The organism is Mycobacterium sp. 1245801.1 (assembly GCF_001673055.1).
In the GTDB taxonomy this organism is placed as follows: domain Bacteria; phylum Actinomycetota; class Actinomycetes; order Mycobacteriales; family Mycobacteriaceae; genus Mycobacterium; species Mycobacterium europaeum_A.
In genome coordinates this window covers 1-20,980 of sequence record NZ_LZKY01000273.1, presented here as the reverse complement: position 1 = coordinate 20,980, position 20,980 = coordinate 1, and the positions used below count along the sequence as shown (strand labels likewise).

Below are 20,980 nucleotides of genomic sequence, written 5' to 3'. Positions count from 1 at the left end.
TGAGTGTTCGGCCATCCGGGGCCGACAAGGGTGCAGGCGCCGCGGGAATGCGCCTGCGAAAAAGAAGGATTGAGGCGAACTGCGGTCGTGAGCAACATAAGTTCACCGTTCGGGCAAAACGAATGGCTGGTCGAGGAGATGTACCGCAAGTTCCGCGACGACCCCTCGTCCGTCGATCCGAGCTGGCACGAGTTTCTGGTCGACTACAACCCCGAGCCCGCCAACGAGCCCGCGCCGACGGCCCCGACCAGGGGTGACGGCGCGCCGGCCGCCGCCCCGGCGCCGGCCCCGGCGGCCCCGCCGTCCCCCGAGCCGGCCAAGCCCACACCTCCCGTCAGCACTGCCGCCGGCAATGGGGTCGCGCCGCGGCCGGCCAAGGCCGCCACTCCCCCGCCCGCGGAGGGTGACGAGCTGCAGACGCTGCGCGGCGCCGCCGCGGCCGTCGTCAAGAACATGTCGGCGTCGCTGGACGTGCCGACGGCGACCAGCGTGCGCGCCGTGCCCGCCAAGCTGATGATCGACAACCGGATCGTCATCAACAACCAGCTCAAGCGCACCCGCGGCGGCAAGATCTCGTTCACCCACCTGCTGGGCTATGCGCTGGTGCAGGCGATCAAGAAGTTCCCCAACATGAATCGGCACTACGCCGAGATCGACGGCAAGCCCACCGCGGTGACGCCGGCGCACACCAACCTGGGCCTGGCCATCGACCTACAGGGCAAAGACGGCAAGCGTTCCCTGGTGGTCGCCGGGATCAAGGGCTGCGAAACCATGCGGTTCGCGCAGTTCGTCACCGCCTACGAAGACATCGTGCGGCGCGCCCGCGACGGCAAGCTGACCGCCGAAGACTTTGCGGGCGTGACCATTTCGCTGACCAACCCGGGCACCATCGGCACCGTGCACTCGGTGCCGCGGCTGATGAACGGCCAGGGCGCCATCATCGGGGTGGGCGCCATGGAGTACCCCGCCGAGTTCCAGGGCGCCAGCGAGGAACGCATCGCCGAGCTGGGCATCGGCAAGCTGATCACCCTGACCTCGACCTACGACCACCGCATCATCCAGGGCGCGGAGTCCGGCGACTTCCTGCGCACCATCCACGAGATGCTGCTGTCGGATGCGTTCTGGGACGAGATCTTCCGCGAGCTGGGCAACCCGTACCTGCCGGTGCGCTGGAGCACCGACAACCCGGATTCGATCGTCGACAAGAACGCCCGGGTGATGGAGTTGATCGCGGCCTACCGCAATCGCGGTCACCTGATGGCCGACATCGACCCGCTGCGCTTGGACGGCAGCCGGTTCCGCAGCCACCCCGACCTCGAGATCCTCAATCACGGCCTGACGCTGTGGGACCTGGACCGGGTGTTCAAGGTCAACGGTTTCGCCGGTTGCGAATACAAGAAACTGCGCGACGTGCTGGGTCTGTTGCGCGACGCCTACTGCCGCCACATCGGCGTGGAATACACCCACATTCTCGAACCCTCGCAGCAGGAATGGCTGCAGCAGCGCGTCGAGACCAAGCACGTCAAGCCGACGGTGGCCGAGCAGAAGTTCATCCTGAGCAAGCTGAACGCGGCCGAGGCCTTCGAAACCTTCCTGCAAACCAAATATGTTGGCCAGAAACGCTTTTCGCTGGAAGGCGCGGAAAGCATCATTCCGATGATGGACGCGGCGATCGACCAGTGCGCCGAGCACGGCCTCGATGAGGTGGTCATCGGCATGCCGCACCGGGGCCGGCTCAACGTGCTGGCCAACATCGTCGGCAAGCCGTACTCGCAGATCTTCTCCGAGTTCGAGGGCAACCTCAACCCGGCGCAGGCGCACGGCTCCGGCGACGTCAAGTACCACCTGGGCGCCACCGGCGTGTACCTACAGATGTTCGGCGACAACGACATTCAGGTGTCGCTGACCGCCAACCCGTCGCACCTGGAAGCCGTCGACCCGGTGCTGGAGGGCCTGGTGCGCGCCAAGCAGGACCTGCTCGACCACGGCGCCGAGGACCAAGGCGACGAAAAGGCCTTCTCGGTGGTGCCGATGATGCTGCACGGCGACGCCGCGTTCGCCGGTCAGGGCGTGGTCGCCGAGACGCTGAACCTGGCCAACCTGCCCGGTTATCGCGTCGGCGGCACCATCCACATCATCGCCAACAACCAGATCGGCTTCACCACCGCGCCGGAGTATTCGCGGTCCAGCGAGTACTGCACCGACGTCGCGAAGATGATCGGGGCGCCGATCTTTCACGTCAACGGCGACGACCCGGAAGCGTGCGCGTGGGTGGCCAAGCTGGCCGTCGATTTCCGGCAGGAGTTCAAGAAGGACGTCGTCATCGACATGCTGTGCTACCGCAAGCGCGGGCACAACGAGGGCGACGACCCGTCGATGACCAACCCGGCGATGTACGACGTCGTCGACATCAAGCGCGGGGTGCGCAAGAGCTACACCGAAGCCCTGATCGGCCGCGGCGACATCTCGATGAAGGAAGCCGAGGACGCGCTGCGCGACTACCAGGGCCAGCTGGAGCGGGTGTTCAACGAGGTCCGCGAGCTGGAGAAACACGGCGTGCAGCCCAGCGAGTCGGTCGAGGCGGACCAGATGCTGCCGGCCGGGCTGGCCACCGCGGTGGACAAGGCGCTGCTGGCCCGCATCGGTGACGCGTTCCTGGCCCTGCCCGACGGCTTCACCGCACACCCGCGGGTGCAGCCGGTGCTGGAGAAGCGGCGCGAGATGGCCTACGAGGGCAAGATCGACTGGGCCTTCGGCGAACTGCTGGCGCTGGGCTCGCTGGTGGCCGAGGGCAAGCTGGTGCGGCTCTCCGGGCAGGACACCCGCCGCGGCACCTTCTCCCAGCGGCACTCGGTGATCTTCGACCGCAACACCGGCGCCGAGTTCACGCCGCTCAAGCTGCTGGCGACCAACGCCGACGGCACCCCGACCGGCGGCAAGTTCCTGGTCTACGACTCGCCGTTGTCGGAGTACGCCGCCGTGGGCTTCGAGTACGGCTACACGGTGGGCAACCCTGACGCCCTGGTGTTGTGGGAGGCGCAGTTCGGCGACTTCGTCAACGGCGCGCAGTCGATCATCGACGAGTTCATCAGCTCCGGCGAGGCCAAGTGGGGCCAGCTGTCCAACGTCGTGCTGCTGCTGCCGCACGGCCACGAGGGTCAGGGTCCCGACCACACCTCGGGGCGCATCGAGCGCTTCCTGCAGCTGTGGGCGGAGGGGTCGATGACGATCGCGGTGCCCTCGACGCCGTCCAACTACTTCCACCTGTTGCGCCGGCACGCCCTCGACGGCGTGCAGCGTCCGCTGATCGTGTTCACCCCGAAGTCGATGCTGCGCAACAAGGCGGCGGTCAGCGACGTCCGAGACTTCACCGAGATCAAGTTCCGCTCGGTGCTCGAAGAGCCGACCTACGAGGATGGCATCGGTGACCGCGGCAAAGTCACCCGGGTCCTGCTGACCAGCGGCAAGCTCTATTACGAGCTGGTGGCCCGCAAGGCCAAGGACAACCGCGACGACGTGGCGATCGTGCGGATCGAGCAACTCGCTCCGCTGCCGAAGCGCCGGCTGAATGAAACGCTGGACCGCTACCCCAACGTGCAGCAATACTTCTGGGTCCAGGAGGAGCCGGCCAACCAGGGCGCCTGGCCGCGTTTCGGGCTGGAGCTGCCCGAGCTGCTGCCCGACAAGCTGACCGGCCTCAAGCGCATCTCGCGCCGGGCGATGTCGGCGCCGTCGTCGGGGTCGTCGAAGGTGCACGCCGTCGAGCAGCAGGAGATCCTCGACACGGCCTTCGCCTGACGGGCTTCGGTGACCCGCAGGTATCAGGGACCGCTGGTACCGGCTAGCCTCGACGCAAACGTGCCAAAGAAGGAAGGGTGCTCATGCAAGGGTTCGCCGGCAAGGTCGCGGTGGTGACGGGCGCGGGTTCGGGTATCGGGCAGGCGCTGGCCCTGGAGCTGGCCCGCTCGGGCGCCAAAGTGGCGATCAGCGACGTCGACCTCGACGGCCTGGGCCAGACCGAGGAGCAGCTGAAGGCGATCGGCGCGTCGTTCAAGTCGGATCGGCTCGACGTGACCGAGCGCGAGGCCTTCCTGGCCTACGCCGACGGCGTCAAGGAGCACTTCGGCAAGGTCAACCAGATCTACAACAACGCCGGCATCGCCTTCACCGGCGACGTGGAGGTCAGCCAGTTCAAGGACATCGAACGGGTGATGGACGTCGACTTCTGGGGCGTCGTCAACGGCACCAAGGCGTTCCTCCCGCACCTGATCGCCTCTGGCGACGGCCACGTCATCAACGTGTCCAGCGTGTTCGGGCTCTTCTCGGTGCCCGGGCAGGCGGCCTACAACTCGGCCAAGTTCGCCGTGCGGGGCTTCACCGAGGCGCTGCGGCAGGAGATGGTCGCGGCCGGCCACCCGGTGGCGGTCACCACGGTGCACCCGGGTGGCATCAAGACCGCGATCGCGCGCAACGCGACGGCCGCCGAGGGGCTCGACCCCGAGCAGCTCGCGAAGCTGTTCGACAAGCGGCTCGCCAGGACCAGCCCGCAGCGCGCCGCCCAGATCATCCTGGACGCGGTCCGCAAGAAGAAGGCCCGGGTGCTGGTCGGCACTGACGCCAAACTCCTGGACGTGATGGTGCGGCTGGCGGGCCCGTACTACCAGCAGCTCTTCGGCCCGGTGATGGGCCGGTTGCTGCCCAAGCAGTGATCGATCTCTCAGTGTCGAGGGTCGCCGATTCACCGTTTCGCCCTGCTGTAGTCAGCATCGCTGGTAACGATTAGCGTCAAGCGGTTAACCCTGGTCGAGGGAGTTTGCATGGATAGGTTCGCCGGCAAGGTCGCCGTGGTCACCGGAGCGGGTTCCGGTATCGGCCAGGCGTTGGCGGTCGAGCTGGGCCGGGCCGGTGCCAAGGTGGCGATCAGCGACGTCGACACCGAGGGGCTGGCCCAGACCGCCGAACAGCTGACGGCGATCGGCGCGGCGTTCAAGTCGGACCGGCTCGACGTGACCGAACGCGAGGCCTTCCTGGCCTACGCCGACGCCGTCAACGAGCACTTCGGCCAGGTCAACCAGATCTACAACAACGCCGGCATCACCTTCATCGGTTCCATCGAGGACAGCCGGTTCAAAGACATCGAGCGGGTGATCGACGTCGACTACTGGGGCGTCGTCAACGGCACCAAGGCCTTCCTTCCGCACCTGATCGCCTCCGGCGACGGGCACGTCATCAACATCTCGAGCGCGCTGGGCCTGTTCTCCGCGCCCGGCCAGGCAGCCTACGTCTCGGCCAAGTTCGCCGTCCGCGGCTTCACCGAGTCGCTGCATCTGGAGATGGCCCGCGCCGGGCACCCGGTGCGGGTGACGACGGTGCACCCGGGCGGCATCAAGACCGCGTTCGCCCGCAACGCCACCGGCGTCGAGGGCCTCGACCATGCCGAGTTGGCCACCGTGTTCGAGGAGCAGCAGGCCAAGACCACCCCGCAGCGGGCCGCCCAGCTCATCCTCGAAGGCGTGCGAAAGAACAAGGCGCGGGTGCTGGTCGGTCCGGACGTCAAGGCGATGGACCTGCTGGTGCGGCTCGCCGGACCGAACTACGAGCGGCTGGTCGGCGGCCCCGTGATGAGCCGGGTCAAGGACTTCGTCACCCGGTTGCTGCCGAAGCGCTGACCCGGTCGATGAGCGCGTGGATACGCGCGAGAGAGGGCCGGGGCACGTCAGCCTTGATCGTCAGCGGCCGAGCGGATGCTCGGCCAGCCAGCCTCCCGCCACCGCCTGCGGGTCGGCACCCGCGCGCACCTGGCGGCGCATCTCGACCAGGGCGGCGGTGTCCAGCACGCCGGCCACCTCGTTGATCGCCAGCAACTGCCGTTCGCTCAACGCGTTGCGCCGATACAGCGGCACCACGTTCTCCGCGCGGATCAGCGCGGGCTTGCCGTCGGCCAGCGCGACCAGGTCGCCGGGCACGCCCGGGTCGGCCGTGGTGGTCCACCCGGCGGTCAGCTGGCCGGACCTGATCGCGGCGAACATCGTTGCCTTGTCCGGGTATTCGCGCGGGGCGGCGAGCCGGCAGGCGCCGATCGCCGACGGTTCCGGCTGCCCGCCGACAGCGCCGACGACGAGGTCGTCGCAGTGCCGGGGCAGCGTGCTCAGGTCCGCGCTGACCTCGCTGCCGCCCCAGGACTTGGCCGTCGGCTGGCTCACCAGCAACACGGGCTTGTCCTCCGCGGCCGTCGTGTAGTCCCCCGCCACGACACCCTCGGGCAGCGCGGCGATCATCGCGCGGTAGACGTCTTTGTCCGACATTGCCGTCGCGCCGGGCTGCAACGCCTGCAACACGCGGCCGGTGAAGGCGGGCACGACGGTGACTGCGCCCGAATCCAATTGGGCCTTCGGGTCGGTGGTCGCCTGGAACCGCGCACCGAATCCGTATGACCGCAAGGCGGCGACGTAGACGCCGGCCAGCAGCGCCGAGTCGGCGTCCGGGCGGGAACCGACCACCACCTCGGCACGGGCCCGGCGGTCACCGGTGTCGGTTGCGCAACCGGCCACGGCCACCACGGCGGCGAGCAGCGGCACGGCCAGCCTGCCGATTCTCACCCCCCGGCGACGGTCGTGTCTGAGGCTTCCGTGGCCAGCGCCACCGCGGAGGCGACCGCTTCCCCGACCCGCGTGTCCAGCGGGCTGGGAACGATGCGGTCGAGCGCCAGGTCGTCGCTGACGACGGAGAAGATCGCCTCGGCCGCGGCGACCATCATCTTTTCGGTGATCCGCCGGGCACCGGCCTCCAGCGCACCGCGGAACACCCCGGGGAAGGCCAGCACGTTGTTGATCTGATTCGGGAAATCGCTGCGGCCGGTGGCCACCACCGAGGCGTACTTGGCCGCGATCTGCGGGTGGATCTCGGGGTCGGGGTTGGACAGCGCGAACACGATCCCGCCCGGCGCCATGGTGGCGATCATCTCCTCGGGCACCACGCCCCCGGACAATCCGAGGAACACGTCGGCGCCCCGGACGGCTTCGGCCAGGCTGCCGGTCAGGCCGGCGGGGTTGGTGCGCTGCGCCAGCGCCACCTTGACGTCGTTCATGTCGTCGCGACCGGTGTGCAGGATGCCGCGCGAGTCGAGCACGGTGATGTCCGAAACACCCATCACCATCAGGAGATTGGTGCACGCGACGCCGGCCGCACCGGCCCCGGAGACCGCCACCTTCAGCGAGGTCATGTCGCGGCCGAGCAGCTTGCTGGCGCCCATCAGCGCGGCCAGCACCACGATCGCGGTGCCGTGCTGGTCGTCGTGCATCACCGGGCAGTCCAGCGCCTCGATGAGGCGACGCTCGATGTCGAAGCAGCGCGGCGCGGAGATGTCCTCGAGGTTGACGGCGCCGAAGGTCGGGCGCAGCCGCACCAGGGTTTCCACGATCTCGTCGGGATCCTTGGTGTCCAGCACGATCGGGATGGCGTTCAGCCCGCCGTACGCCTGGAACAGGGCGCACTTGCCTTCCATCACCGGCAGCGACGCCGCGGGGCCGATGTCACCGAGGCCCAGCACCGCGCTGCCGTCGCTGACCACGGCCACCAGCCGGTTCGCCCACGTGTAGCGGGCCGCCTGAGTGTGGTCGGCGGCGATCGCGCGGCTGACCTGCGCCACACCGGGCGTGTAGGCGATCGAGAGGGCGCGCTGGGTGTCCAGGGGCGACGTCAGGCCTACCGAAAGCTTGCCGCCGACGTGTGCCTCGAAGATCTCCGCATCGGTGATCACGCCCTGCTCGGCATGCGTCTGTATCGATTCAAGCAATTCGGACACGCGCTTCAGGGTACTGACTACCCATTAGTAGGCCTAATTGGTGATGTGGGTCGCAACGTCGGCCCGCCGCGGCCGCGATCGCGGCTAAATCAGCTTGAGCTCGGTGACGGCGCTGCGCTCGTCGACCAGCTCGGCGGTGGTCTTGTCGATGCGGCCGCGGGAGAACTCGTCGATCTCCAGCCCCTGCACAATCGACCAGTTGCCGTCCTTGGTGGTCACCGGGAACGACGACACGATCCCCTCGGGCACGTCGTAGGAGCCGTCGGAGTAGACCGCCATCGAGACCCAGTCCCCTTCCGGGCTGCCCAGCAGCCAGGACCGGGCGGCGTCCACGGTCGCCGAAGCCGCCGAGGCCGCCGAGGAGGCGCCGCGCGCGTCGATGATCGCCGCGCCGCGCTTGGCGACGGTCGGGATGAAGTCGTTCTCGATCCAGTTCTGGTCGTTGACCACCTCGGCCGCGTTCTTGCCACCGACCTCGGCGTGGAAGATGTCGGGATACTGGGTGGCCGAGTGGTTGCCCCAGATGGTCACCTTCTTGATGTCGGTCACCGCGGCGCCGGTCTTCTTGGCCAGCTGCGAGATCGCCCGGTTGTGGTCCAGGCGGGTCAGCGCGGAGAACCGCTCCTTGGGGATGTCGGGGGCGTTGCTCAGCGCGATCAGCGCGTTGGTGTTGGCCGGGTTGCCGGTGACGCCGATGCGGACGTCGTCGGCGGCGACGGAATTGAGCGCCTTGCCCTGCGCGGTGAAGATCGCGCCGTTGGCCTCCAGCAGGTCGCTGCGCTCCATGCCCGGGCCGCGCGGCCGGGCGCCCACCAGCAGCGCCAGGTTGACGCCGTCGAAGATCTTGTTGGCGTCGGCGCCGATCTCCACGCCGGACAGCAGCGGGAACGCGCAGTCGTCGAGTTCCATCACGACGCCCTCGAGCGCCTTGAGCGCGGGCTCGATCTCAAGGAGCCGCAGCTCGATCGGGCGGTCGGGGCCCAGCAACGAGCCACTCGCCAGGCGGAACAACAGGCTGTAGCCGATCTGGCCGGCGGCGCCGGTGACAGCGACCTTGAGAGGACTTGCGCTCACGTCGATTTACTCCTTGTGGAGAAGTTCGTGCAGATTCGAGGTTTCGGCTCGAAACTAGCGCACTGCGCTCGGCCGCCGATCTCCGGTCCGCTACCAGGGCTTTCCCGACACCTGATCGTCGCGCTTTGAACAGCCGGGACGCGTAGCATGGAGCACCGCCTGATCGGACCTGCGCTTGGTGGGAGGTGGCTGTGTTCCAGGGATTCGACGCATTGCCCGAAGCGCTTCGGCCCCTCGCGCATGAACCGCAACCGAAGGCGGTCCCGGGCCCGAAGCCGCCCACCCAGACGCTGGTCGACTGCGCCGTCTACGCCGACGGCCAGCGATTGCCCGGCAAGCTCGGTTACGCGGACGCACTCGATAAGGTGCGCGAGATCGAAACGCAGGGTCAGGAGGGATTCGTCTGGGTCGGACTGCGCGAACCCAGCCAGTCCGAGATGCAGGAAGTGGCCGACGTGTTCGGCCTGCACCCGCTGGCGGTGGAAGATGCGGTGTGCGCCCATCAGCGGCCCAAGGTGGAGCGCTACGACGACACCCTGTTCCTGGTCCTCAAGACCGTCAACTACGTCCCCCACGAATCGGTGGTGCTGGCCCGCGAGATCGTCGAGACCGGCGAGATCATGGTTTTCGTCGGGAGGGATTTCGTGGTCACCGTCCGCCACGGCGAGCACGGCGGCCTGTCCGAGGTGCGCAAGCGGATGGATTGCGATCCCGAGCAGATGCGGCTGGGCCCCTACGCGGTGATGCACGCGATCGCCGACCACGTGGTGGACCACTACCTCGAGGTGAGCAGCCTGATGCTGGCCGACATCGACGGCATCGAGGGGCTGGCGTTCGCCCCGGGCAGCAAGATCGACGTCGAGCCGATTTATCTGCTCAAGCGCGAGGTGGTCGAACTGCGCCGGTGCGTCAATCCGCTGTCGGCCGCGTTCCATCGCATCCAGATGGACAATAAGGACGTCATCTCCAAAGAGGTGCGCCGCTATCTGCGCGACGTCGCCGACCACCACTCCGAGGCCGCGGACCAGATCGCCAGCTACGACGACATGCTCAACTCGCTGATCCAGGCGGCGCTGGCCCGCGTCGGGATGCAGCAGAACAACGACATGCGCAAGATGGCGGCCTGGGCCGGCATCTTGGCGGTGCCCACCATGGTCGCCGCCATCTACGGGATGAACTTCCATTTCATGCCGGAACTGAACTGGACGTGGGGCTATCCGGCGATCATGGCCGTGATGGCCGTCGCCTGCGTGGGACTGTATTTCCAGTTCCGGCGCAACAATTGGCTCTAGCGCTTTTCGCCGAGCAGACGCAAAAGCACCCATTTCTTGGGCGTGTCGGGTGTTTTTGCGTCTGGTCGTCGCGCATGGATCACAGGTTTGTTCACATCGCCGGAGCAACTGGCTACTTGGATCGCTTGCCTTGGCGCATGTTTACGGCTGTGGACATCGAAAAAGTGCTTTTCGACGGTGGCGGGCTGGCAACTACTTCCCAACTTTTGACCGTGGTCTCGCGCAGGCGTTTGGTCGGACTTGTGAAGTCCGGCAAGCTTATTCGGGTATGCCATGGGGTCTATGCGGCGAGAGAACCCGATGCGGCTGACATGCTGGCCGCTCTCGACCTGGTAGTCGGCCAGCCGGTCGTGGCTTGCCTAGGTACCGCTGCCGGCCTGTACGGCTTCGACACCGAAAGCACCTATCGACTCCATGTCCTTGATCCAGGCGTCAGGATGCGCCCGTCACCTGGGGTTATGGTGCATCAGCGAATCGGTGCGCCGCTGCGGCAAGTCAACGGCCGCCTCGCGACGGCGCCGGCGTGGACCGCAGTCGAAGTAGCCCGAGCACTCCGGCCGCCACGCGCCCTGGCGACGCTTGATGCCGCCCTGCACATCGGCGCTTGTACGGCCGTGGAACTGGCCGCGGCGATTCGCGAGCAGTGGGGACGCCGCGGAATCGTGAAGGTCCGCAAGCTAGTCGAATATGCCGACGGCCGCGCGGAATCACCGATGGAGAGCGAGGCGCGACTCGTATTCATCGCCAGCGGGCTGCCCACACCGGAGCTGCAACACACCATCCTGGACCGCTACGGCAAGCTGTGGCGTGTCGATTTCGCCTGGCCAGATGCGATGGTCGTGGCCGAATACGACAGCGTGGAATGGCACGTCGGCCGCGATGCCCTACTGCACGACCGGCTGAAAACCGCGCGATTGCAGGAGTGTGGATGGACATGTATTCCGATGACAGTTGACGACATCCGAAGAGATCCGGTCGGCCTGGTCGAGCGGATCAACAGTCACCTGAGGACGCCCCGCATAGCGGGCTGAGTCCACGCAGACCGTCGCGAGCAGACGCAAAGGCACCCAATTCTTCGGCGTGTCGGGTGCTTTTGCGTCTGCTCGGCAATAGTCAGTTAGGTTGTGCTGCGGGGCGATTCGGGTCCAGCACATCGACGCCGTCGTTGTCCCACGCCTGCCGCATCGCCTCGGCGCCCTTGAGCCGCACCCAGGCCGCCTCGGTCGCGGTGATGGGTGTCGCCGACAGGAACTGCACGGGGTCACGGGGCGGGTCCAGCGCCAGATCGCCAATCTCGCTGCGGCCCAGCAGCACCGCGGTAAACGGCACCCGCGCCGACGGGGACGCCCACAGCGGCGAACCGAGATCGACCAGCGCGTCCGCGCACAGCACCACACCGTCGACGGCCGGCGCCGCGGCCAGGACTGCCAGACTGCGCGCGATGCCGGTGATCGGGCCGGGACCGCGCAATTGGAGCACGATTTCGGCGCGCGGACCGCGCAACGGGTCGGCGATGTCCAGCGTCGGTTCGGTCATCGGGTGGCGTGAGCAGCCCAGGGTGACGTAGTGCACCGTCGTGTCCGGCTCGCGGAAACGCAGCACCTCGATGGTCTCGGTGCCCAGAAACGTCACACTCGCCGCGTCGGGCTCGGCGTCGGTGAAGTGCGCCCGCAGATGCGCGCGCACCTGATCCTGTGTCACGGTGCCCCGGCCGGCGCGATGGTCAGGTTGGCCCCGGTGTCCGCATCGAAGACCGCCAGCTTGGTGGTGTCCATTGCCAATTCGATCGACTGCCCGATGGCCGCGGCGGATTCGGCGGGAACCCTTGCCACGAACTGGTTTTCGTGAGCGTCCGATTCGGCGGCCAGCTCGTCCAGCTGGGCCGAGTGCGCCGCCCACGCCGCGGTGGAGAAGTAGACGTACTTGTCCGCGCCCAGCGACTCCACCAGGTCGACCTTCACCTCGAAGGTCAGCGCCCTGATGCGCTGGTAGCCGTCGATCAACGCGGAGTCGGACAGATGCTCGGGCCGCACGCCGACGATGACGTTCGCGGGCCGCGGATGCTGGGCGATCACCTCCTGGACCTCCGCTGTCAGCATCACCTCGCCGAACGGCAGTTTGAGCCCGACGGGCGACAGCGTGGCCGGAAAGAAGTTCATCGCCGGTGAACCGATGAAGCCGGCGACGAACAGGTTGGCGGGCTGCTCGTACAGCTCGTCGGGCGTGCCGATCTGTTGCGCGACACCGGAATGCATCACCACCACGCGATCGCCCAGCGTCATGGCCTCGGTCTGGTCGTGGGTGACGTAGACGGTCGTGGTGCCCAGCCGTTTCTGCAACCTGGCGATCTCGCCGCGCATCTGCACCCGCAGTTTCGCGTCCAGGTTCGACAGTGGCTCGTCCATCAGAAACGCCTTGGGATGGCGCACGATGGCGCGGCCCATCGCCACCCGTTGGCGTTGCCCACCCGACAACTGTGAGGGCTTGCGATCCAGAAGTCCGGTCAGATCAAGGGTTTTCGCCGTCTCCTCGACCTTCTGGGCGATCTCGGGCTTCTTCATCTTGGCCAGCGTCAACGGAAAGGCGATGTTCTGCCGCACCGTCATGTGCGGGTACAGCGCGTACGACTGGAACACCATCGCGATATCGCGGTCTTTGGGCGCCTTCTCGTTCACCCGTTCACCGCCGATGCGCAGCTCGCCGGATGAGATGTCCTCAAGCCCGGCAATCATATTCAAGGTGGTCGTCTTGCCACAGCCCGAAGGGCCCACCAGGATCAGGAATTCGCCGTCGGCGATGGTCAGGTTCAGGTCGTGCACCGCCGTCGCGCCGTCCGGGTAACTCTTGCTGACATGCTCCAGCACAATCTCGGCCATCGAGTTATCCCTTCACAGCGCCAGAGGTCAGCCCGGCGACGATTCGTCGTTGGAAGATTAGAACAAAAGCGATGATGGGGACGGTGATCACGACGGCGCCCGCCGCGATCGATCCGGTCGGTTCCTCGAACTGCGAACTGCCGCTGAAGTTCACGATCGCCACCGGGGCGGTGATGGCCGCCTTGGTGGCGGTCAGCGTCAACGCCAGCAGCAGATCGTTCCAGGCGAAGATGAACACCAGGATCGCCGCCGTCACCACGCCGGGTGCGGCCAGCGGCACGATCACCTTGCGGAACGCCTGAGCCGGTGTCGCACCGTCCATTTTCGCCGCCTTCTCCAGATCCCAAGGGATCTCCCGGAAGAACGCCGACAGCGTGTAGATCGCGAGCGGCAGCCCGAAGGTGATGTACGGCAGGATCAGGCCCGGCCAGGTGTCGAACAAGCCGACGAAGCGTTCGATGTTGAACAACGGCGTCACCAGCGAGATGGCGGGAAACATGGTGATCAACAGGGTGGCGCCCACCAGCAGTCGCTTGCCCGGAAAGTCCAGCCGGGCAATCGCATACGCCGCCATGGCGCCGAGCACCACGGCGATTGCGGTGGTGATCAGGGCGATCCCCACGGAGTTGATCAGCGCCGAACTGAAGAAGTCACCGCGAAAGATGCCGCGATAGTTGTCCAGCGATATCGACGACGGAATCAGCTTGCCGTCCTTGATCGTCGAGCTCGGCTTCAGCGACAGGCTGAAGATCCACAGCACGGGCAGCAGCGCATACACCCCTACCAGGGTGTCGACGACGGCCCAGAGCGCGGTGCGCCGCGCACCGATCGACAATCCCGCCCGATCAGCGGCCATCGACATCACCCCCGGGCGCCGCCGCACCGAACACTTTGATGAACACCAACGCGATGACGCCCACGCACAAAAAGATCAGCACGCTGATCGCCGATCCGAGCCCGAGGTTGAAGCCCTTGAACAGGTTGTCGTAACCCAGCATCGACACCGATCCGGTGTTGTTGGCGCCGTTGGTGATCACGTAGATGTTGTCGAAAATGCGGAACGCGTCCAGGGTCCGGAACAACAGCGCGACCACCACCGCCGGCTTGATGATCGGCAGGGTGACTCGTGTCAGCCGCCGCCACGCGCCGGCGCCGTCGACCTGGGCGGCTTTCAGCAGATCCTCCGGGACCAGCGCCAAACCGGCCAGCAACAGCAACGACATGAAAGGTGTTGTCTTCCATACCTCGGCGACCACGACGATCCCCAGCGACGGAACCTGTTCGGTCAGCGGTGCGCTGCCTTGCGGTAGCAGGTTGGCCAGATAACCGGTGCCCGGCGTCCACGCGTAATACCAGCTGTAGGACGCGACCGCGGTGACGATGCCGTACGGGATCAGGACCGCGGTGCGCACCAGGCCCTTGCCGACCATGGTGCGGTGCATGACCAGCGCGAGCGCCAACCCCAGCACGAATTCGAGGCAGACCGAGACCACCGTGATGCCCAGCGTCACCGCCAGTGCCGTCCACCAATAGCGATCGGTCAGGATGGTCACGTAATTGTTCAGCCCGACGAACGCCGTGTCGTTGGGGACGGCAAGGTTGTTGCGCTGCAAGCTCAACCACACGGCGTAGCCGATCGGATACGCCGTCACCAACAGCATCAGCATCGCCGCGGGGGCGACCAGAAGAAACGCCAACCTCCGTTCCGCCGGCCGGCGGCGCCACCGTGGTAGGACCGATGTCGTTGGCGCGGTGCGGGTTTCGGAGACCGTGGCCGTCACGGCAGCAGCCCCTTCCCGTCGATCGCCTTCTGCACCTGCGTGCTGAGCTCGTCGGCGGTCCGCTCGGGATCGATCTGGTTGATCGGGCTCAGCGTCGCGGCGAGCCGAATAGCCACCCCCTGGTAGACCGGCGTCGCCGGGCGCACCGCGGCATCGGTGAGCTGGCGGCGAATGATGGTGTACATCGGGTATTTCGCCTGAAATTGCGAGTCGGAATACAGCGACGCGCGCACCGGCGGCAGCCCGCCTTCGAGCGAAACATACTTCTGGTGGGCCAGATTGCGCAGGCAGCGGATGGCTTCGAAGGCTTCGGCACGGTGACGCGAGGTGCTGGCCACCGCCAGGTTGGCCCCGCCGATCGTCACCTTGGCCGGGCGGCCGGGCGCCACACCGGGATACGGGGCGAACCCGAACACTTGTTGGCTGGCCTGGTACGCGATGCGGAACTGCTCGTCATCGGGCACGAAGGCGCCGGTGTCGTTGATGCTGCCGGCCAGCATCGGGTTCCGGTTGAGCGGCAGGAACGGCACCCCGCCCTTCACCGCGTTCTCCAGCATGGACGCCAGCGCGTAGGGCCAGTTGACGGCGAGCGCGGCCCGGCCCTGTTCGACCGCCAGGCGCGCGGTGCTCTCGTCGGTCCGGCTGATCGACGGATCCGCTCCGGGCGCGACGGCCACCGACTTGAGGACGCGCAGCGCGGTCACGGTGGCCGCCCGGTGCGCGGGCGTGTCGGTCAGCGTGACCCGGCGACCGTCCTCGGAGAGCACCTGGCCGCCGCCGCTCGCCAACAGCGTGTTGAACCAGACCACCAGGCCTTCGCCCTCGTTGGCCTGCACGCCGATCCAGCTGGGCTGCCCAGCGGCATGCAGCCTGGTGGCCTCGGACACCATGCCGTCCCAGGTTCGCGGTGGCTGAGACACCAGATCTGGCCGGTACCAGAGCAATTCGGTATTGGTGGTGACGGGGGCGCCGTACAGTTTGCCTTGCCAACGCGCCGTCGCCAGCGGACCCGGCAGGGTGTCGACCGTGGCGTCGGACTCGGCGCGTCCCTCGGGATCGTCGGACAGCGGCAGCGCCCAGCCCGCTTCGGCGAACTCGGCGGTCCACACCACGTCCAGCGACATCACGTCCAGCGTGCGGTCGCGACCGGTCAGCCGACGCGCCAGCTGCAGACGCTGTTCGCCGGGGGCCCGGGGCAGACTGATCTGCTGGATGGCGAAGCGACCGTTGAATTGCCTAGTGCAGTCCTGGGCCACCGTCGTGAAGGTCGCCCCGTCGGCGGCCGTGGTGTAGAAGCTGATCACCAAGCCATGGCCACCGGAACCGCAGGCCGATACCGCCGCGGCGATGATCGCCGTCGCCAGCGCGAACGCGCCTACCCGGCGCACGCGCCCGCGACGAATCACCACCAATTCACACCTCTCGGGCGCGGCTCAGATCGCCAAGCGCGCCAACAGATCCCGCGCCTTCTCTGCGTTCTGCGGATCACAGAGCACGTCGTAGCGCCCGGCTACCAGCTGCATGGTCGAGCTGAAATCCCTGGTGCCGCGGGCCATCGAATACGGAACGGCGGAGGTGATCAACCCGAAGAACACGCCGGCGACCAGACCCGTGGCCAGCGCTCCCCACGGATTGGGACTGAAGAAGCCCAGCACCAGCCCGATGAACAACCCCAACCATGCCCCACTGAGCACCCCGCCGCCGAGCACCTTCGGCCATGTCAGCCTGCCGGTGACCCGCTCCACCTGCATCAGGTCGACACCGACGATGGTCACCTGCTGCACGGGGAACTGCTGGTCGGACAGGTAGTCCACGGCGCGCTGCGCCTCGGCATAAGTGGGATAGGAGCCCACCGGCCAGCCCCGCGGCGGCGTCGGGAGGCCGGGCGCCCCGCGGCGCCCCGCCGCGCCCGCAGGCGTCGCGCCGGGAACCTGCCCAGGCTGGAAAGGATTAGTCATCGCCGCTCATTGTCCTCCGCCTCGGCCAGGGTTTCATCTCAGGGCTTCTTCACCCTATCGACCTTTGGCCACCTGCGGAGACGCCGTGTCTTCGGCGGCGCCGACGCGACCCAGGCGTCACGCCGGCCCCAGGATTTCGCTCCGGCCCGCCCCGAAACCGGTGCGGCGCCCGCGTACGTCCGGCAGCGATTCGCGGCGGCACTTGGCCTGAGCGCATGGGTTAGGTTGAACACCATGACAGCTCCCGGCGGTGGCTTCGGCGAGGGCGCCCACGACGACGAGGCCGGCTCGGCGCCGGCCGGCGCCGGGCGCCACGAGCAGCCGGACCCGACCGCGCCCTGGGAGCCGCCCGCCGCGCCGCCGCCTCCCGAAGCGGCGCCACCCCCCTATCCGGGGCCGGGCTACCCCCCCGACTATTCGTCCGGGTACGCGCCGTCCTACCCGCCGCCCGTTCCGCCCCCGCCGGGCTACGAGCAACCGCCCGGTTATGCCGGTCCGGCCTATCCGCCCGCGTCCGTGGGCGGCCCGCCCACCTACGGGCCGCCCGCATATCCGGGCGGCTACTACCCGACTCCGGATTACCAGGGAGGCTATGGACCTGCGGCAGCGCAGCCCGGGACGAACCCGCTGGCGATCGCGTCGCTCATCGCCTCTTTCACCGGCCTGCTGTGCTGCGTAGGCTCGATCGTGGCCATGGTGCTGGGCGCGATCGCGCTGGATCAGATCAAGCGGACCCGTCAGGACGGCTTCGGCCTGGCGGTCGCCGGCATCGTCATCGGAATCGCCATGCTCCTCGTCACTTTTGTGGTCGTGCTCTTCGCGATACGCACGCATTAGCGCCAGCGCGCCGGAGCCGGGCTGTCTGCCATCGGACCCGCGGCTGCCTAGGCTCTACTTCCATGGGATCGGTCAATAGGGTGTACGTCGCGCGGCTGTCGCGCATGTTGGTGCTGGGCCCGCTCGGGGAATCCGTCGGCCGGGTGCGCGATGTCGTCATCAGCATCAGCATCGTGCGCCAGCAACCGCGCGTCCTGGGGTTGGTCGTCGACCTGGCCACACGGCGCAGCATCTTCATCCCGATCCTGCGGGTCGCCTCCATTGAGCCCAACGCGGTGACGCTGAGCACCGGCAACGTGTCCTTGCGCCATTTCGAGCAGCGACCCGGCGAGGTGCTGGCTATCGGCCAGGTGCTCGACACCGCCGTCAAGGTCAACGACCCCGAACTGCCCGAGCTGGCGGGGTTGGACGTGGTGGTCACCGATCTGGGCATCGAGCAGACCCGGACCCGGGACTGGATGGTGAGCCGGGTCGCCGTGCGCAGCCAGCGCCGGCTGGGGCGGCGTGGCCCGGTGCACGTCGTCGACTGGCACAACGTGCAGGGCTTGACCCCGTCGGCCCTGGCGTTGCCGGGCCAGGGCGTGGCACAGCTGCTGGATCAGTTCGAGGGCCGCAAACCGGTCGACGTCGCCGATGCCATCCGCGGGCTGCCGGCCAAGCGCCGCTACGAGGTGCTCAAGGCGCTCAACGACGACAGGCTGGCCGACATCCTGCAGGAGCTGCCCGAGGTGGATCAGGCCGACGTGCTGTCGCAGCTGGGCACCGAGCGATCCGCCGACGTGCTCGAGGAGATGGATCCCGACGACGCCGCCGACCTGCTGGGCGTGCTGAATCCGACCGACGCCGAAATGCTGCTGACCCGGATGGATCCCGGGGATTCCGCCACGGTGCGACGGCTGCTCACCCACTCACCCGACACCGCCGGCGGACTGATGACGTCGAACCCGGTGGTGCTGACCCCGGACACCGCGGTCGCCGAGGCGCTGGCCCGCGTCCGCGATCCCGACCTGTCCGCCGCGCTGTCGTCCATGGTGTTCGTGGTGCGTCCGCCCACGGCCACCCCGACCGGGCGCTACCTGGGATGTGTGGCGCTGCAGCGGCTGCTGCGCGAGCCGCCGGCCGAGCTGGTCGGCGGGATCGTCGACAGCGACCTGCTGACGCTGACGCCGGAGACACCGCTGGTCGCGGTGACCCGCTACCTCGCCGCCTACAACCTGGTGTGCGGGCCCGTGGTCGACGACCAGAACCACCTGGTGGGCGCGGTCACCGTCGACGACCTGCTCGATCACCTGCTGCCGCACGACTGGCGGGTGGACATGCAGGACCTCGACACCGCCGGCCGTCTCGAAGGACTGGGAGGATCCGCGTGAGCAAGTCCACGGCTCCGCGGGGGCTCTACACCCCGCGGACATCGCGCAGGTACTCGCCGCGGCTGGATCCCGAAACCGTCGGACAGTTCACCGAGTCGATCGCCCGCTTCTTCGGCACCGGCCGGTATTTGCTGCTGCAGACGATCGTGGTTTTCGTGTGGATCGCGCTGAACCTGTTCGCGGTGGGGCTGCGCTGGGATCCCTACCCGTTCATCCTGTTGAACCTGGCCTTCTCCACCCAGGCGGCCTACGCGGCACCGCTGATCCTGCTGGCCCAGAACCGCCAGGAGAACCGGGACCGCGTGGCGCTCGAGGACGACCGCCGTCGCGCGGCGCAGACCAAGGCCGACACCGAATACCTGGCCCGCGAACTGGCCGCGGTGCGGCTGGCCGTGGGCGAGGTGGTGACGCGCGAATACCTGCGCCACGAGCTCGATGACCTGCGCGAACTGCTGGCAAATCTGCAGCCGGACGCCGCGGATGCCGACCCGGTTCAGGGCGGCGACGGATTGGAGCGAACGGCTAAGAAATCCAGGTGAGAACCGTTTGCACCATTGCGCCACTCGTGTCACAAGAGTTATGTATGGTGATCTGGTTCACCGAGCTAACAGAAAGTGGACCCAGCTCACATAACTAGGACGGTCGAGTGCGCATAGGGGGAAGCCGGGGTGAAAGCCCCGCCGCCGCGACTGTGCGGCAGCGAGCACTTCGGAACACGCGCAAGCCGATTTTCGGCGTGGCAATGATTACTCCATTGGTCTTCGCGGGGGCGGTCAGCGCAACGGCTCCATCGCTTCCCATGCGAATGCCCCCGGTGCACGCCGCCGTCACCCCGGTGGCCGCGGTGTCCCCGACCTTCCCCGACCTCACCGGCCCCGCCGTCGTCTCAATCGACCGCGGCCCCACGCTCTTTCACGTCGCCGAGCCAGCCTTGTCGGCTCCGCCGCCGGCGATGATCGTGAATGCGCCTGGCGCCCTTGGCATTCCGAGCATCGCGCTGGCCGCCTACCGCAGCGCGGAGCAGAAGATGGCCGTCGCCGCCCCGGGCTGTGGCGTCAGCTGGAATCTGTTGGCCGGCATCGGGCGCATCGAGTCGGGACACGCGGGCGGCGGCGCGGTGGACGCCCGCGGCACCGCGATCAGCCCGATCTACGGCCCGTCCCTGGACGGCACGCTGCCCGGCAACGAAACGATCATCCAGAGCAGCGCCGGAAACCGCGTCACCTATGCCCGCGCGATGGGGCCCATGCAGTTCCTGCCGGGCACCTGGGCGCGCTACGCCTCCGACGGCAAGGGCGACGGCGTGGCGGATCCGCAGAACATCTTCGACGCGACGCTGGCGGCCGCCCGATACCTGTGCAGCGGCGGGCTCAACCTGCGTGATCAGTCGCAGGTGTTGACCGCGATCCTGCGCTACAACAACTCGATGCCCTACGCGCAGAACGTGTTGGGCTGGGCGGCGGCCTACGCCACGGGCGTCGTGCCAGTCGACCTGCCGCCGATGACCGGGCCGCCGCCGCCGCTGGGCGACGCACACCTCGAGCACCCCGAAGGGCTCGGGCCCAACCTGCCGATGAACGTCAACGGCCTGCCGCTGGACGACCCGCTGGCCCGTGTCCCGTTGATCGACCTGAGCAGCCCGGCGCTGGGCAGTCCCCAGCCGATGTTCCCGTGGATGACGCCCACGCCTGCGCAGGCGCCGGCCCAGGTTCCCGGGTGCACGGTGATCTGCATCAGCTCGCAGAGCTCACCGGCCGTGGGTCCGCCGCCGCCGTTCGGTGCGCCGCCCCCGCCGTTCGGGGCGCCACAGCCGGTCGCGCCGCCGCAGCCGGTCGCGCCGCCGCAGCCGTTCGCACCCCCGCAGCCGGTCGCCAATCCGCCGTTCGGGGCGCCGCCCCCGGAAGCCGGTCCCCCGCCGGCTTGGGCTTGGGTGCGCCGGGGGCCGCGCCCGACGGGCCGGCGGGCTTGGGCGCCGATGCGGCCTGCGA

Annotated in this window: 18 protein-coding genes; 9 read left to right on the top strand and 9 right to left on the bottom strand. The window is 67.9% G+C overall.

The genetic code is table 11. The features are described 5' to 3' along the window. Window positions 1-87: 87 nt before the first annotated feature. The 3 genes from A5622_RS17755 to A5622_RS17745 all read left to right on the top strand — a co-directional run bounded on the left by A5622_RS17755 (window position 88) and on the right by A5622_RS17745 (window position 5,669). Window positions 88-3,798, top strand: a complete 3,711-nt coding sequence (locus tag A5622_RS17755; RefSeq protein ID WP_066880322.1) for a multifunctional oxoglutarate decarboxylase/oxoglutarate dehydrogenase thiamine pyrophosphate-binding subunit/dihydrolipoyllysine-residue succinyltransferase subunit — start codon at window positions 88-90, stop codon at window positions 3,796-3,798. 83 nt (window positions 3,799-3,881) lie between these two features. Then, window positions 3,882-4,709 carry an SDR family oxidoreductase gene (locus A5622_RS17750; protein WP_066880320.1) on the top strand — a complete coding sequence of 276 codons (828 nt, stop codon included), beginning with the start codon at window positions 3,882-3,884 and terminating at the stop codon, window positions 4,707-4,709. 108 nt (window positions 4,710-4,817) lie between these two features. Beyond that, window positions 4,818-5,669, top strand: a complete 852-nt coding sequence (locus tag A5622_RS17745; RefSeq protein WP_066880318.1) for an SDR family oxidoreductase — start codon at window positions 4,818-4,820, stop codon at window positions 5,667-5,669. A 60-nt stretch (window positions 5,670-5,729) separates the two neighbouring features. Here the strand turns inward: A5622_RS17745 and A5622_RS17740 are convergent, their stop codons facing one another. The 3 genes from A5622_RS17740 to A5622_RS17730 all read right to left on the bottom strand — a co-directional run bounded on the left by A5622_RS17740 (window position 5,730) and on the right by A5622_RS17730 (window position 8,878). Continuing rightward, on the bottom strand, window positions 5,730-6,599 hold the full coding sequence (locus tag A5622_RS17740; protein WP_066873267.1) for a glycine betaine ABC transporter substrate-binding protein: 870 nt from the start codon (window positions 6,597-6,599) through the stop codon (window positions 5,730-5,732). After that, window positions 6,596-7,804 carry an NADP-dependent malic enzyme gene (locus tag A5622_RS17735; RefSeq protein ID WP_066873271.1) on the bottom strand — a complete coding sequence of 403 codons (1,209 nt, stop codon included), beginning with the start codon at window positions 7,802-7,804 and terminating at the stop codon, window positions 6,596-6,598. Before A5622_RS17735 ends, A5622_RS17740 begins: the two co-directional genes overlap by 4 nt. 84 nt (window positions 7,805-7,888) lie before the next feature. Further along, window positions 7,889-8,878 carry a malate dehydrogenase gene (locus A5622_RS17730; RefSeq protein ID WP_066880315.1) on the bottom strand — a complete coding sequence of 330 codons (990 nt, stop codon included), beginning with the start codon at window positions 8,876-8,878 and terminating at the stop codon, window positions 7,889-7,891. A gap of 191 nt (window positions 8,879-9,069) precedes the next feature. Here A5622_RS17730 and corA point away from each other — a divergent pair, with 191 nt between their 5' ends. Together corA and A5622_RS17720 are read left to right on the top strand one after the other, a co-directional pair. Then, window positions 9,070-10,170: a magnesium/cobalt transporter CorA gene (gene corA, locus A5622_RS17725; protein ID WP_066880313.1), complete on the top strand. Its 1,101-nt coding sequence runs from the start codon at window positions 9,070-9,072 to the stop codon at window positions 10,168-10,170. A gap of 137 nt (window positions 10,171-10,307) precedes the next feature. Continuing rightward, entirely contained in the window at window positions 10,308-11,201 is an 894-nt protein-coding gene (locus A5622_RS17720; RefSeq protein WP_066880311.1) for a hypothetical protein, read from the top strand. An 82-nt stretch (window positions 11,202-11,283) separates the two neighbouring features. On the opposite strand, the gene A5622_RS17715 is transcribed toward A5622_RS17720, so the two are convergent. From A5622_RS17715 to A5622_RS17690, 6 genes are all read right to left on the bottom strand, one after another. After that, window positions 11,284-11,871, bottom strand: a complete 588-nt coding sequence (locus A5622_RS17715) for a suppressor of fused domain protein (RefSeq protein WP_066880309.1) — start codon at window positions 11,869-11,871, stop codon at window positions 11,284-11,286. Then, window positions 11,868-13,046 (bottom strand): ABC transporter ATP-binding protein, encoded by a 1,179-nt coding sequence (locus A5622_RS17710; RefSeq protein WP_066880307.1) that lies wholly within the window; start codon window positions 13,044-13,046, stop codon window positions 11,868-11,870. The genes A5622_RS17715 and A5622_RS17710 overlap by 4 nt, the downstream gene beginning before the upstream one ends. Before the next feature lie 4 nt (window positions 13,047-13,050). Next, window positions 13,051-13,875, bottom strand: a complete 825-nt coding sequence (locus A5622_RS17705) for a carbohydrate ABC transporter permease (protein ID WP_197505124.1) — start codon at window positions 13,873-13,875, stop codon at window positions 13,051-13,053. A gap of 16 nt (window positions 13,876-13,891) precedes the next feature. Further along, window positions 13,892-14,713 (bottom strand): carbohydrate ABC transporter permease, encoded by an 822-nt coding sequence (locus tag A5622_RS17700; RefSeq protein WP_197505125.1) that lies wholly within the window; start codon window positions 14,711-14,713, stop codon window positions 13,892-13,894. A 110-nt stretch (window positions 14,714-14,823) separates the two neighbouring features. Continuing rightward, entirely contained in the window at window positions 14,824-16,236 is a 1,413-nt protein-coding gene (locus A5622_RS17695) for an extracellular solute-binding protein (protein ID WP_066880351.1), read from the bottom strand. 24 nt (window positions 16,237-16,260) lie between these two features. Then, window positions 16,261-16,785, bottom strand: coding sequence for a general stress protein (locus A5622_RS17690; protein ID WP_066880302.1), 525 nt, complete (start codon window positions 16,783-16,785; stop codon window positions 16,261-16,263). A gap of 234 nt (window positions 16,786-17,019) precedes the next feature. Between A5622_RS17690 and A5622_RS17685 the strand changes: the two genes are divergently transcribed. The 4 genes from A5622_RS17685 to A5622_RS17670 form a co-directional block, all read left to right on the top strand. Continuing rightward, on the top strand, window positions 17,020-17,622 hold the full coding sequence (locus tag A5622_RS17685) for a DUF4190 domain-containing protein (protein ID WP_066880301.1): 603 nt from the start codon (window positions 17,020-17,022) through the stop codon (window positions 17,620-17,622). Between the two features lie 62 nt (window positions 17,623-17,684). Continuing rightward, entirely contained in the window at window positions 17,685-18,992 is a 1,308-nt protein-coding gene (locus A5622_RS17680; RefSeq protein WP_066871637.1) for a magnesium transporter MgtE N-terminal domain-containing protein, read from the top strand. After that, window positions 18,989-19,531 (top strand): DUF1003 domain-containing protein, encoded by a 543-nt coding sequence (locus tag A5622_RS17675; protein WP_066871640.1) that lies wholly within the window; start codon window positions 18,989-18,991, stop codon window positions 19,529-19,531. Before A5622_RS17680 ends, A5622_RS17675 begins: the two co-directional genes overlap by 4 nt. A gap of 107 nt (window positions 19,532-19,638) precedes the next feature. After that, on the top strand, window positions 19,639-20,980 hold a 1,342-nt coding region (locus A5622_RS17670; protein ID WP_232002996.1), incomplete at its 3' end, for a lytic transglycosylase domain-containing protein.